13 protein-coding genes are annotated in these 12,422 nt (G+C 72.6%); 6 read left to right on the top strand and 7 right to left on the bottom strand.

Annotated features, from left to right (window positions below; translation table 11 throughout):
- Window positions 1-81: 81 nt before the first annotated feature.
- Both ACFRIC_RS36130 and pssA read left to right on the top strand, forming a co-directional pair.
- Window positions 82-729, top strand: coding sequence for a phosphatidylserine decarboxylase (locus ACFRIC_RS36130; RefSeq protein WP_328552592.1), 648 nt, complete (start codon window positions 82-84; stop codon window positions 727-729).
- A 22-nt stretch (window positions 730-751) separates the two neighbouring features.
- Window positions 752-1,570 (top strand): CDP-diacylglycerol--serine O-phosphatidyltransferase, encoded by an 819-nt coding sequence (gene pssA, locus ACFRIC_RS36125; protein WP_382795415.1) that lies wholly within the window; start codon window positions 752-754, stop codon window positions 1,568-1,570.
- Window positions 1,571-1,698: 128 nt separating this feature from the next.
- On the opposite strand, the gene ACFRIC_RS36120 is transcribed toward pssA, so the two are convergent.
- The 5 genes from ACFRIC_RS36120 to ACFRIC_RS36100 are packed head-to-tail and all read right to left on the bottom strand — an operon-like array spanning window position 1,699 to window position 6,609.
- The gene (locus tag ACFRIC_RS36120; RefSeq protein WP_382795162.1) at window positions 1,699-2,961 is read right to left on the bottom strand and encodes an ABC transporter substrate-binding protein; all 1,263 of its coding nucleotides are present in this window, start codon (window positions 2,959-2,961) and stop codon (window positions 1,699-1,701) included.
- On the bottom strand, window positions 2,958-4,091 hold the full coding sequence (locus tag ACFRIC_RS36115) for a branched-chain amino acid ABC transporter permease (RefSeq protein ID WP_382795159.1): 1,134 nt from the start codon (window positions 4,089-4,091) through the stop codon (window positions 2,958-2,960). Before ACFRIC_RS36115 ends, ACFRIC_RS36120 begins: the two co-directional genes overlap by 4 nt.
- Entirely contained in the window at window positions 4,084-4,974 is an 891-nt protein-coding gene (locus ACFRIC_RS36110) for a branched-chain amino acid ABC transporter permease (RefSeq protein WP_382795157.1), read from the bottom strand. Before ACFRIC_RS36110 ends, ACFRIC_RS36115 begins: the two co-directional genes overlap by 8 nt.
- Window positions 4,971-5,795: an ABC transporter ATP-binding protein gene (locus ACFRIC_RS36105; protein ID WP_382795153.1), complete on the bottom strand. Its 825-nt coding sequence runs from the start codon at window positions 5,793-5,795 to the stop codon at window positions 4,971-4,973. The genes ACFRIC_RS36110 and ACFRIC_RS36105 overlap by 4 nt, the downstream gene beginning before the upstream one ends.
- 7 nt (window positions 5,796-5,802) lie before the next feature.
- Complete coding sequence (locus ACFRIC_RS36100; protein WP_382795150.1) at window positions 5,803-6,609, bottom strand: ABC transporter ATP-binding protein; 807 nt, start codon at window positions 6,607-6,609, stop codon at window positions 5,803-5,805.
- A gap of 180 nt (window positions 6,610-6,789) precedes the next feature.
- On the opposite strand from ACFRIC_RS36100, the gene ACFRIC_RS36095 reads away from it, so the two are divergent.
- The gene (locus ACFRIC_RS36095) at window positions 6,790-8,019 is read left to right on the top strand and encodes a PucR family transcriptional regulator (protein ID WP_382795147.1); all 1,230 of its coding nucleotides are present in this window, start codon (window positions 6,790-6,792) and stop codon (window positions 8,017-8,019) included.
- 233 nt (window positions 8,020-8,252) lie between these two features.
- On the opposite strand, the gene ACFRIC_RS36090 is transcribed toward ACFRIC_RS36095, so the two are convergent.
- On the bottom strand, window positions 8,253-9,404 hold the full coding sequence (locus ACFRIC_RS36090; RefSeq protein WP_382795144.1) for a glycerate kinase: 1,152 nt from the start codon (window positions 9,402-9,404) through the stop codon (window positions 8,253-8,255).
- Window positions 9,405-9,538: 134 nt separating this feature from the next.
- Here ACFRIC_RS36090 and ACFRIC_RS36085 point away from each other — a divergent pair, with 134 nt between their 5' ends.
- Window positions 9,539-10,618: an ADP-ribosylglycohydrolase family protein gene (locus ACFRIC_RS36085; protein WP_382795141.1), complete on the top strand. Its 1,080-nt coding sequence runs from the start codon at window positions 9,539-9,541 to the stop codon at window positions 10,616-10,618.
- 25 nt (window positions 10,619-10,643) lie between these two features.
- Window positions 10,644-11,135, top strand: coding sequence for an NUDIX domain-containing protein (locus tag ACFRIC_RS36080; protein WP_382795138.1), 492 nt, complete (start codon window positions 10,644-10,646; stop codon window positions 11,133-11,135).
- 277 nt (window positions 11,136-11,412) lie between these two features.
- On the opposite strand, the gene ACFRIC_RS36075 is transcribed toward ACFRIC_RS36080, so the two are convergent.
- The gene (locus tag ACFRIC_RS36075; protein WP_382795135.1) at window positions 11,413-11,700 is read right to left on the bottom strand and encodes an SHOCT domain-containing protein; all 288 of its coding nucleotides are present in this window, start codon (window positions 11,698-11,700) and stop codon (window positions 11,413-11,415) included.
- A 228-nt stretch (window positions 11,701-11,928) separates the two neighbouring features.
- Here ACFRIC_RS36075 and ACFRIC_RS36070 point away from each other — a divergent pair, with 228 nt between their 5' ends.
- A complete protein-coding gene (locus tag ACFRIC_RS36070) occupies window positions 11,929-12,363 on the top strand; it encodes a hypothetical protein (RefSeq protein ID WP_382795132.1) in 435 nt (144 codons plus the stop codon).
- The last annotated feature ends 59 nt before the right edge of the window (window positions 12,364-12,422 follow it).

Raw genomic sequence — 12,422 nt, 5'->3', positions numbered from 1 at the left:
TTGCGGTCTGCGACCGGTACGATCGCGTGAAAGCCGCCGTCCCCCGTTCGAGCGCGGCATCATCCGCTACGAAGGTCATCCATGCCCCACAGCCAAACCTCTGCACCTCGCGGCCGGGTCCGCCTCGCGCGCGGAGCATCGCCGTGGCTTCTCCCGACCGTTGCCACCGCAGCACTCAGCCTGGCCCGTTCGCGCCGCTCCGGCGCGGCCAAGGCCGTGGCCGTACCCGTCACCGCACTCGCGGCCGGGATGCTGTGGTTCTTCCGCGACCCCGAGCGCGAGATCACGCAGGGCCGTGTCATCTCGCCCGCCGACGGTGTGGTGCAGAGCATCATGCCGTGGAAGGACGGACGCACCCGCGTCGCGATCTTCATGAGCCCGCTCAACGTCCACGTCAACCGCGCGCCACTCTCCGGCACGGTGACGTCGGTCGAGCACATCCCCGGTGGGTTCGTTCCGGCGTTCAACAAGGAGAGCGAGAACAACGAGCGCGTCGTCTGGCACTTCGACACCGAGCTCGGTGACATCGAGATGATCCAGATCGCCGGCGCCGTCGCCCGCCGCATCGTGCCCTACATCCCGCAGGGGACGAAGGTCGAGCAGGGCGACCGGATCGGTCTGATCCGCTTCGGCTCGCGCGTGGACATCTACCTCCCCGAGGGTGTCGAGGTCGACGTGGAGGTCGGTCAGAAGACCGTGGCTGGGGTGACTCGAATTGACCGTGATTGATCCCGAGACACAGGCCGGCTGGGTGCCGGAGGCCGATGAGGTGGACGACGAGGAGGAGATGCCTCTCTCGCTCCGCCTGTCGATAGCGGACACGCTCACCCTCGGCAACGCCACCTGCGGCTTCATGGCGGTGTACTACACCACCACCGGCATCCTGATCCCGCACCTCACGGGCAGCGACGAGTCGGGCATGGCCCGTCACTCCGCCGCCACGGCCGTGATCCTCATGCTCTGCGCCGCGGTCTTCGACCTGTTCGACGGCCTGGTGGCCCGCAAGCTGCGCTCCTCCCCCATGGGCGCCGAGCTGGACAACCTGTCCGACCTGATCAGCTTCGGCCTCGCGCCGGCGTACTTCGTGCTGGTCTACGGCATGGTCGCGGACGACGCCTACCAGAAGGTGGCGGCGGTCGGGGCGATCGTGGTGCTCCTGGCCGTGGTGCTGAGGCTCGCGAGATTCTCCTGCGTCACGGTGAAGGACGGCACGTTCCAGGGCATGCCGAGCCCGTTCGGCGCGCTGACGGTGGTCTCGATCATCCTGCTGGAGCTGCCCTTCGTCGCCACGCTCCTGGCGATCATGGGCACCGCCTGGCTGATGGTGAGCCGGGTCGAGTACCCCAAGCCGCGTGGCCGCCTCGCGGTGGCGATGCTCTCGTGGATCGTGCTCTCGATGGCGCTCCTGGCGGCCTGGGCGTTCGACGCCCCCGGTGGCCAGCTCCTCCTCCAGACCGGCTGCGCGCTGCAGCTCGTCATGGGCGCGGTCATCCCGCTGTTCGCCACGGCCCGCCGGGTGAACAACTTCCGGGGCAACCGCCGTGAGGCGCGAGCCGCACAGCTCCCGTAACACCCCGTACGACACGGAAGGGCCCCGAACCACTCGGTTCGGGGCCCTTCCGCTTGCCCGGACTCCTCCGGCTCCGTGCGCCCCGCGCGCCGGGGCGCGGGGAATCACGCGCCGGGCGTGCGCCGGGGTCAGGCGCCGGGTGTGTACCCCTGTGCCACGGACGAGGCGTCCGCGTCACGGACGACCTTCATCCCGCCCACGGCGTTCTTGTCGGGCTGCAGGATGACGCTCTCCTTCGACGAGGCCGCCTTCGGGTCGGTGAAGTCCTGCGGGATGCCGAACCCCGGGTCGAAGCCCTTGATCGTCAGCAGGGCCTTGTCGACACCCTCACGGGTGAGGTCCTTGGCGGCGCAGGCCTTCTTCAGCGCCTCGCCGAACGCCGACGCGGCCGTCCAGCCCGCCACCACGCCGTTGTCCAGGGAGTCCTTCGGATAGGCGGCCCGGTAGTCCGCGACCAGCTTCTTGGCCTTCGGGGTGTCCGCGCCGATCGGCAGCGAGGGGTTCGCGACGTAGTAGTTCGCCTCCAGGGCGGGGGCGGCCGCGGTGGCCAGGAGCTGCGGGGCGAACGCCGAGTTGTTGCCGATCACCGGCACGTCGAACTTGACGGCCGCCGCGACCCCGACGAGCGAGGCCGCCTGCCGCGGGCCCGCGCTGATCACGACGGCCTTCACCCCTGCCTTCTTCAGGGCGACGACCTGGCCGGTCATGTCGTTGTCGGTCGGCTTGATCTTCTGCTCGACGACCTTGAGCCCCGCCTGCTTCGCCATGTACCGGGAGCCCGTCAGGGCGTTCTCGCCGTAGTCGCCCTCGAAGTACACATGGCCGATGCTGTCGCCCTTCTTCAGCCCCTTCTCCTTCATCAGGAAGTCGATCGCGTTGATCGTCTCGATGTCGTACGTGGAGCCGATGGGCCGGATGTACGGGCTGCCCAGCAAGGTGGCCGACCAGGCCTGCGGCAGGACCAGGGCCTTGTCCTGGCCGTCGATGCGCTGCTTGACGGCCGCGACGAACGGCGAGCCGATGAACTGGGTGAAGCCCAGCACCTTCGGAGCCAGCTCCGTGTAGCCGGAGACGGCCTTCTGCGGGTCGTAGCCGTGGTCGCGGACCGTCAGCGCCAGCTTGTAGCCGCAGACGCCGCCGGCGGCGTTGGTCTGCTTCACGTAGAGCTGCTGGGCCTGGGTGACGCTCTTGCCGAGCGTGGCGTAGACACCGCTCATGTCGGTGAGCACGCCGAGGCTGATCGTCTTCCCGGAGATCCCCTCGCCGGTCTTCACCCCGCCGGCGGCCTTCTCGCCGTCGTCTCCGCTCTTGGCCTTGGAACTGCATCCGGCCAGCACGAGCAGGGCGGCCAGCGCCCCCGCGGCCAGCCTCGCGGTGTGTGTCGTTCTCATCGTTCCTCCCCTTCAGTGACCCCGGGACGGGGCGTGACGCGAAGCCGGGCGGCCACCCTGACCAGGCCGCCCGGAAGAAAGAGCACCACCGCCACGACGGCGGCGCCGTACAGGTACCGGGCCGCCTCGCCCGGCGCGATGCCGCCCGTGCCCGGGTCGGAGACCAGGGGGAGGGTGTCGCTGTAGCGGGTCAGCACCTGGGGCAGCAGCGAGACGAACACGGCCCCGGCCACCGCTCCCGTCACCGAGCCGAGTCCGCCGATGACGATCATGGCGAGGTAGTCGAGCGAGAGGGTGATCCCGAAGTAGTCGGGCACCGTGCGCTGGAAGACCAGGGCGAGCAGCACCCCGGCCAGGCCCGCGTACATCGAGGACAGGACGAAGACCCCGGCGCGGTAGCGGGCGACGGGCACGCCGATCACCCCGGCCGCGATCCGGTGGTCGCGGATCGCGTTCATCGCCCGTCCGGGCCGGCCGCGCAGCACCCCGCGGGCGAACAGTCCGCAGCCGAGGAGCAGCAGCAGCCCCACGTACCAGAGCTTCTCGGCCGAGCCGAAGGGCACGTTCGCGACGACCAGCTCGCGGTCGTCGAAGGTGAGGCCGAAGAGGCTCAGCGGCGGCACGTCGCGGCCGTTGAAGCCGCCCGTCAGATCCCGGGCGTTGAACAGGACGTGCTGGCCGATGAAGATCAGGGCGAGCGTGGCGATGCCGAGGTAGGCGCCGCGCAGCCGTCCCGCGATCGGGCTGAACAGACCTCCGGCGATCCCGGAGACGGCCACGGCGAGGACGGCGGCGAGCCAGGCGGGCAGGCCGAGCCCGGTCAGCCCGTCGCCCCCGTCGGCGGCGAACACGCAGTAGCCGTACGCGCCGACCGCGAGGAAGAACGCGTGCCCCATGGAGAGCTGCCCGGTCGCGCCGGTCAGGAGGTTCAGGCCGATGGCGCCGATCGCGGCGGCCATCGCGAACAGTCCGGCCTGCAGCCAGAAGCGGTCGACGTAGAAGGGCAGGGCGAGCAGCAGGACGGCTCCGGCGGCGCCTCCCGCGGTACGGGCCGCGGGCAGCCGGACGGTGCGGCGGCGGGCGGGGCGGGGCGCGCTGCCCGCCTCGTCGTGGGTGAGGACCTCAGACACGGGCGAGCTCCTTCGTGCCGAACAGCCCGGCGGGCCGGATGAGCAGGATCGCGACCATCACCAGGTAGGGCGCGAGGTCGCCGAGACCGCGCCCGAGGAAGGTGAGGTCGCTCTGGTAGCCGGTGGCCAGGGACTCGGTGACGCCGACGAGGAGTCCGCCGACCAGCGCGCCGGTCGTCGAGTCGAGGCCGCCGAGGATGGCCGCGGGGAAGGCCTTGAGCGCGGCGAGCGAGGTGGCCCGTTCCAGCCCGGGTGTCGGGAAGACGGTCAGGAACAGCGCGGCGACGGCCGCGAGGCCACCGGCCACCGCCCAGGCCCCCAGCGACACCCGGCCGAGCCGGACGCCCATCAGGGCCGCGGTCTCCGGGCTCTCGGCCGCGGCGCGCGTGGCCACGCCCCAGGACGTGTACCGGAAGGCCAGCAGGAAGACCGTGATGAGCAGGGACGCGGTGACGAAGGCCGCGATCCGGGTGTGGGCGACGGAGACGGGGCCGACGGTGAGGACCGCGTCGCCCCAGGGGTCGCCGAGCGCCAGGACGTCGGTGCCGATGCGGCGGGTGAGTTCGGTGGTGAGCAGGATGTCGACGCCGATGGTGACGATCGCGAGGACGCTCTGGTCGGAGCCCCGGTAGCGGCGCATGACCAGGAACTCGACGGCGGCGCCCACCACCGCGGCGCCCGCGACCCCGGCGAGCAGGGCGGGCCAGAAACCGATGTCGTCGTGGAGCGTCGCGGTGACGTAGCCGCCCGCCAGGAGCAGGGAGGCGTGTGCGAAGTTGACGACCTCGGTGGCCCGGAAGATGACGACGAATCCGAGCGCGATGAGCGCGTAGACGGAGCCCAACGACAGTCCGTTGAGCAGGAGTTCGGCAAAGGTGCTCATGACGCGGTCTCCTCCGGTTCGGCGTGCTCGCCCAGGTACGCGCGGACGACGGCCGGATCGTTCTGTACGTCGGCGGGGGCGCCGTCGGCGATCCGGCGCCCGAAGTCCAGTACGGTCACCGCGTCCGCGAGCCGCATCACCACCCCCATGTCGTGTTCCACGAGCACGATCGAGATGCCGAGGCTGTCGCGGACCCCCGCGACGACCGCGGCGGTACGGCGCCGTTCGTCGGCGGTCATGCCGGCGATGGGTTCGTCCAGCAGGAGGACCCGGGGTTCCATGCACAGCGCCCGGGCGAGCTCGGCGAGCTTCTGCTGTCCGTACGGGAGCGAACCCGCGGGCCGGCCGAGCTGCCGCTCCAGGCCCACGAACGCGGCGATCTCGCGGACGCGTTCGCGGTGGCGCCGGTCCTCGCGGGCCGCCGAGGGCAGCCGCAGACCGGCGGCGAGGAATCCGGTGCGGGTCAGCCTGTGCCGGCCGAGCAGCAGACAGTCCTCGACGGTGGCGTGCGGGGGCAGGGCCAGGTTCTGGAAGATCCGGGCCACGCCGAGCCCGGCGATCCTGTGGGGCGGCAGTCCGGTGAGCTCGTGCTCCCCCAGACGGACGCTTCCGGAGGCGGGCCGGCACACACCGGACAGCACGTTGAAGCAGGTGGACTTCCCGGCGCCGTTCGGTCCGATGAGGGCGTGCACGGTGCCCGGCCGCACGGTGAAGCCCACCGTGTCGAGCGCGGTCAGCCCGGCGAAGCGGACGGTCACGTCCCGGACCACGAGCGGCGGGATGCCGGAGGGCACGGCCGCCGTGTCGTCGTGTTCTTCCACGGTGGGTTCACCCCTTCCAGCGGGACAGGGACGGAAGTCCGGCGGAGGAGGCCGCGCCGTCGGCGGCGGCGTCCTCGTCGACCACGCCGAGGTAGCGGCGGCGCACCTCGTCCGAGGCGGCGAGTTCGTCGGCGGGACCGGACAGGGTGACCTCGCCGACCTCCAGGACGTAGGCGGTGGAGGCGAGCCGCAGGGCGAGGGCGGCGTTCTGTTCCACGAGCAGGACGGAGGTGCCCTGCTCGTTGATCTCCCGCACGGTGTCGGCGATCCGCGCGGCCATCAACGGGGCTAGCCCGAGGGAGGGTTCGTCGAGCAGCAGCACCTTCGGGGCGCCCATGAGCGCCCGCCCGACCGCGAGCATCTGCTGCTCACCGCCGGACAGCAGTCCCGCCCGCTGGCCCGCGCGGTCGGCGAGGACCGGGAAGAGTTCGTGCACCCGTCGCAGGGCGCGGCTTCTGCCGACGCGGCCGCCGGTGCCGCCGAGGGCTCCGGCGCGCAGGTTGTCCGCGACCGTCATGCGGCTGAACACCCGCCGCCCTTCGGGTACTTGGGAGACCCCGGCGGCCACCACCCGGTCCGGCGGCAGCCGGTCGAGCGGGCGCCCGCCCAGCGTGACCGTGCCGCCGGTGACCGCGCCCCCGTGGAAGGAGAGGGTTCGGCACACCGCCCGCAGCAGCGTCGACTTGCCCGCGCCGTTGCCGCCGAGGACCGTCACCACGGCCGCCTCGGGCACCTCCAACGACACATGACGCAGTGCGCGTACGGGGCCGTATCCGACCGACAGATCCCGCACGTGCAGAGCGGAACCGCCCATGGCATCTCCCTTGTCCTCGCTCGGTGTGGCGCTCACCTCAGCACCGGCGGGCACCCCCGTCCACGGGCCGCGGCCGATACGCGGCGGGAGCCCACCGGTGGCGCCCGCCCGTTGTGCACGCGCACAACACCGCGTGTCAGGGGCCTGTGCGACCCCGGGTCGCGGTGGCATCCTCCGGCCATGGGAGGGCGCAGACCGCGGACCGGTCATGACTGGAAGCTGCTCGCGGAGTCGTGTGGGGCTCTGCTGGAACGGCTGCCCGAGCTCGTCGACGAGCACGTCAGGCAGCTCACCGAGTACTCCCCCGTCTACGGACAGGTGCTGCCGTACGACCAGCAGTGGCGGGAGGCGGAGACCGCGATGCGCATCGGCATCAAGGCGATCTCCGCGCCGCGGGACTCACCGCGCCGCGATCTGGAGCACGCCGAGGAGGCGGGGCGCAGGCGGGCCCAGCAGGGGCTGCCGCTCGAACTCCTCGTGCACGCCTACCGTGCCGCGGGCTATCTGGTGTGGGACGCGCTGATGGAGAGCGCGGCGAGCCGTGAGCCCGAGCGGCTCGCGGTGCTCATGCGGTGCGCCACGATGGTGTGGTCGGCGGTGGACGCGCAGGCCGCGACCGCCTCGGAGTCGTACCTGGCCACGGAACGGGAGCTGCGGCGGCGCACGGACGAGCAGTTGCAGGCCCTGCTCGACGCGCTGCTGGAGGGTCATCAGGCCCCGGGGCTCGCGGCCAGGGCGGCGGCCGGTCTCGATCTGCCCGAGCACGGCCCGTACGCCGTCGTCGTGCTGCGGACGGAACGCCACGACGGACGGGACGCCTGCGTCCGGCCGGTGCTGGGCGCCGGGCTGCGGTTCATCTGGCGGATGCGGGCCGACTGCGAGATCGCCGTGGTGGCGCTGGCCGCGGGGCAGGGCCTGGACGGGGTGGCCCGGCTGCTGGACGGCCGGCGGTCGGGTCCGGGCGGCATCAGTCCCGTGGTGTCGGGTCTGGGCGAACTGGGGCGGGCCCGGCGGTGGGCCGAACTGGCGCTGCGCACCTGTCCGCCGGACGCGACCGGTGTCGTACGCCTCGATCAGCGGATGCCGACGGCGCTCGTCGTGAGCCAGCCGGAGCTGGCGGGCCGGCTGGTGTCGGAGGTGTTCGGCACGGTGCTGGAGCTCGAACCCGGGGACCGGGCGGTGCTGATCGAGACGCTGGACATGTGGCTGGCCTGCGAGGGCTCCGCCGGGCGCGCGGCCGGACGCCTGTACTGCCACCGCAACACCGTCTTCAACCGCCTGCGCCGGCTGGAGCAGCTCACCTCGCGCTCACTGGCCCGCCCCCGCGACCTGATCGAGATGACACTGGCCCTGGACGCCTACCGGCTGGCGGGCGCGACGACGGCCGCGGGCGCAACCCCGGGACGGTGAGCCGGGAGCACCCGGCGCCCCGGGCACCGACGCCCCGGGGGCACCCGTGCCGCGGGGCTGCCGGGCCACCGGCCGGGTCCGAGAACCGGAGCGCCGGCCGCCGGGGAATCGGGTGCACGGGGAGTCGGGTGCGTGCCGCCGGATGTGCGGGGCGTCGGGTGTGCGGGGCGTCGAGCTTCTGAGACGTCGGGTGTCTGAGACGTCGAGCGTCTGAGGCGTCGGGTGTGCGCGGGTCAGAGCAGGAAGTCGCGGCCGATGTTCTCCGCCACCCGTTCCAGGATCGGTCCGGCCTCGGAGAGGCACCGGGCGATGTCGGGCTCGGCCTCCGTCAGCGGGTAGGCGCGCCGGATGCCGGCCCTGCCGAGCGCCTCGGGCGGGAGCGCGAGGCGGCCGCAGACCGCGACGACCTCCTTGCCCGCCGCACGGGCGGCCGCCGCGACCCCGGCCGGCGCCTTGCCGTGCAGGGTCTGCTCGTCCAGCGAGCCCTCACCGGTGATCACCAGCGTGGCGCGCTCCAGCGCGGGCGCGAAACCGAGCACGTCGAGCATCACCTCGATGCCGGGCCGGAAGCGGGCGCCGAGAACCAGCGCCCCGTAGCCGACCCCTCCCGCGGCACCGGCGCCGGGCGCGGTCGCGTACCCGGCGGCCTTCGGTCCGATCTCCTTCTCCAGGACACCGGCGAAGTGACCGAGGGCGATGTCCAGCACCGCCACGTCGTCGGGACCGGCGCCCTTCTGGGGACCGTAGACGGCGGGGGCGCCCTTCGGTCCGGTCAGCGGGTTGTCCACGTCGCTGGCGAGAACGAGGTCGACCCCGGCGAGCCGGTCGTCGAGGCCGGACAGATCGGCGCTCTGCACGTCGGCCAGCGCGGCGCCGCCGGGAGCCACCGGCTCGCCCCGCGCGTCGAGGAAGCGCGCGCCGAGCGCCGAGAGCATGCCCGCGCCGCCGTCCGTCGTCGCGCTGCCGCCCACGCCGAAGACGACCGTGTCGACACCGGCGTCGAGCGCTGCGCGCAGCAGTTCCCCGGTGCCGTACGTCGAGGACGAGAGCGGCGCCAGGACCCCCCGGGGCAGCCGCTGGAGCCCGCTCGCCTCGGCCATCTCCACGACCGCGGTCCGCCCGCGCAGGGCGAACGCGGCGGTCACCTCGTCGCCCAGCGGTCCGGCGACGCGCACCTCGTGGCGCTCGAACCCGGCCGCGACGGCGGCGTCGACGGTGCCGTCGCCTCCGTCGGCCACGGGCAGCGACTCGACCCGGACGTGCGGCGCGACCCTGCGCAGTCCGGCCGTCACCCGCTCCGCGACCTGTACGGCCGTCAGTGATCCCTTGAACTTGTCCGCCGCGATGAGCACACGCGGGGTCCGATCCACAGCAGCGTCCGCCACCTTGCATTCCCCTTGCTTCCGGGCCTTGCACACGTCAAGGCAGTCGCGCCGCTGCGACCATAACCGGAGCGGACCCTCGCCGTCATGCCCCTGCCCAGCCTGCGGGACCGCCCGCGATTGGGTAGACCTGAGCCATGACCCCTGTGGGCACCGACCTCGCCGACCGCGTCCTCGGGGGCTGGCTCGGCCGGATCGCGGGCAACATGCTCGGCAAGCCGGTCGAGCAGGGCGACCACTGGACGCGGGACCGGATCGACCGCTACCTGCGGCGGACGGCGGCCCTGCCGCTGACCGACTATCTCCCCGGACCCGCCGACGACGGCGACGGCGACAGCGGGTGGGGCGAGTTCGAGCTGCGGCCCGAGTGGCGCGAGTGCGTACGCGGCCGCATCCACGGCAGTTGCCGCGACGACGACGTGGACTACGCGATCCTCGGACTCGACCTGCTGGAGACGTACGGCTTCTCGTTCAGCACCGAGCAGGTCGGTGATCTGTGGCTGACGCGGCTTCCGTACCTCCAGACGTTCACGGCGGAGCGCGCCGCCTACCGCAACCTCGCCCAGGGCCTGAAGCCGCCGGTGACGGCCACGTACGAGAATCCGTACCAGGAGTGGATCGGCGCGCTGATCCGTGCCGACGTCTACGGCTGGACGTCACCGGGGATGCCGCTGCGCGCGGCCTCCCTGGCCCGCCGTGACGCCGTCCTGTCCCACACCGGCAACGGCGTGTACGGCGCGATGTGGGCGGCGGCGCTGATCTCCGCCGCCTTCACCACCCCCTCCGTGCGGGGCGCGCTGGAGACGGCGCTCACCGTGATCCCCGCGAGCAGCCGGCTGTCCCGCACCGTCCGCCGGGTGCTCGCGCTCCACGAGACGCGGATGTCCTGGGAGGACACGCTGACCGCCGTGTCCGAGGAGACCGCGGGGATGGGCTGGATCCACACGGTCCCGAACGCGGCCGTGCTGACCGCCGGGCTGCTGTACGGCGACGGCGACTTCACCCGCACCATCACGCTGACGGTCCGCGGCGGCCTCGACACCGACTCGAACGGCGCGACCGCCGGCTCCGTCGCGGGCGTCCTGTGCGGTGCGCGGGCGATTCCGCCGCAGTGGAAGGACCCGCTGGAGGACACCGTCCGCAGCGCGGTGTTCGGCTTCGACGGGGTGCGGATCACCGAGCTCGCGTCACGCACGGTCGCGCTGGTCGAGGCCTGAGCGGGCTTCTCGTTACGCTTCCGGGGTGAGCACTTCGGACTATGCCGCCTATATCGCCGGCCTGCCCCGTGTCCTCCTCGGGGCCGCCGCACTCTTCCGTGACGCCGAGGGGCGGGTGCTGCTCGTCGAACCGAACTACCGCGACGGCTGGACGCTTCCGGGCGGGACCGTGGAGTCGGACGACGGCGAGAGCCCTCGGCAGGGGGCGCGCCGCGAGACGGCCGAGGAGATCGGGCTCGACGTGGAGCTCGGACGGCTGCTGGCGGTCGACTGGATCCTCGGACCGGAGCGACCGCCGCTGGTGGCCTATCTGTACGACGGCGGGGTGCTGGACGACCGGGAGCTCAAGTCGATCCGGCTGCAGGAGGAGGAACTGCTGTCCTGGCGGCTGGTGCCGCGCGAGGACGTGCCGAGCCATCTGTCGGGCGCGACGGGCCGCCGGGTCCTCGCGGCGCTCGACGTCCTGGCGGAGGGCTCGGGCACGGCGGAACTGGAGAACGGCCGGCGGGTGGGCTGACGACGACGGCGGAGGCGGCTGCCGGCGGAGGTGGCCGGCGACGGCCGTCGAGGCGGCCTGACGGTGGCGACACTGCGGCCTGGCGTGGCGACGCGGCGGCCTGGCGGCGGCGCGGCGGGACGGCCGGGGTCCGAGGACGGGCACCCGGCGGGCCGCTGAAGGCAGGGGCCCGCGAACACCGGCCAGGGGCCGGTGTTCGCGAAGCCGGTCCCAGCCGGGGTTCCTCGCCGGGTTGTCAGGGGACCTCGACGGGGCGCCTCGACCGGGCGTTCACGGGTCAGCCGAGGATCCGGGCCTTCTGCGCCTCGAACTCGGCCTCGGTCAGCACGCCCTGGGCCTTGAGGTCCCCCAGTTGCTTGAGCTGATCGATCTTGCTGGTCATCTCGTCGCCCGGCGCGGGGGGCGGAGGCGGCGGCGGAGCCTGCTGCTCCTGGTACTGGTACTGCTGCTGCGCTTCCTGCTGCGCCCATCGTCCCTGCTGACGACGTGACACACGGTTCGAGACGGCGGTGGCCGTACCGGCCACCACGGCGGTGCGGGCGACCCCGCGGAGGAGACCTGGCACGGTGGTTTCCTTTCCGGGCACGAGTGCATACGGAACCGGCGCCGAATTCGACTCGGCGCACCGGGCAGAACCATTGGAGCACCGAACCCATTCACCCGCACGTCGATCTCGTCCCGGCCGGGCGCGCTTTTCGACGATCTGCCGGTCCGTCATTCCCGTGGCAAGCTGAAATGTGGGCCACCGGCCGTCGCCCGGTCAGTGGCGAGGTCTACGCACGAGGAGCTCGCAATGGCTACGACGGGTATGCACCACCGACAGGAATCCGCCGGCGGTTCCGGGGCGTGGGTGTCCGGCTGGACCGCCTTCGCCGGAGTCATGATGATCTTCGGAGGGGCGATGGCGATATTCCAGGGCATCGCCGCCATCGCACAGGACGACGTGTTCGTCACCACCGGCAACTACGTCTACACCTTCAACCTCACGAGCTGGGGATGGATCCACCTCACCCTCGGCGTCCTCGTCGTCCTCGCCGGCATCGCCGTGTTCCGCGGCATGCTGTGGGCCCGCGTCGTCGGCATCACCCTGGCGGGACTGGCCATGGTCGCCAACTTCATGTGGCTGCCGTACTCCCCGGTGTGGGCCAGCGTGCTGATCGCCATCGACGCCTTCGTCATCTGGGCGCTGTGCGTCGGAGCCGGCCGGGACGCCGCCCGTACCGCGTAGCCGCTCGCGACCTCCCCGAAGTCCCCGGCCGTCGGCGGCCCCGCACCGAGGTGCGGGGC

Source organism: Streptomyces sp. NPDC056738, from assembly GCF_042790435.1.
In the GTDB taxonomy this organism is placed as follows: Bacteria; Actinomycetota; Actinomycetes; order Streptomycetales; family Streptomycetaceae; genus Streptomyces.
The sequence above is the reverse complement of the archived record's forward strand: the minus strand, read 5'-3'. Positions and strand labels throughout refer to the sequence as shown.

Bases quoted from the DNA above. Each gene is read 5' to 3' on its own strand.
- ACFRIC_RS36130 (WP_328552592.1), top strand. From the start codon at position 82: ATGCCCCACAGCCAAACCTCTGCACCTCGCGGCCGGGTCCGCCTCGCG.
- ACFRIC_RS36120 (WP_382795162.1), bottom strand. From the start codon at position 2,961: ATGAGAACGACACACACCGCGAGGCTGGCCGCGGGGGCGCTGGCCGCC.
- ACFRIC_RS36110 (WP_382795157.1), bottom strand. From the start codon at position 4,974: ATGAGCACCTTTGCCGAACTCCTGCTCAACGGACTGTCGTTGGGCTCC.
- ACFRIC_RS36100 (WP_382795150.1), bottom strand. From the start codon at position 6,609: ATGGGCGGTTCCGCTCTGCACGTGCGGGATCTGTCGGTCGGATACGGC.
- ACFRIC_RS36095 (WP_382795147.1), top strand. From the start codon at position 6,790: ATGGGAGGGCGCAGACCGCGGACCGGTCATGACTGGAAGCTGCTCGCG.
- ACFRIC_RS36085 (WP_382795141.1), top strand. From the start codon at position 9,539: ATGACCCCTGTGGGCACCGACCTCGCCGACCGCGTCCTCGGGGGCTGG.
- ACFRIC_RS36070 (WP_382795132.1), top strand. From the start codon at position 11,929: ATGGCTACGACGGGTATGCACCACCGACAGGAATCCGCCGGCGGTTCC.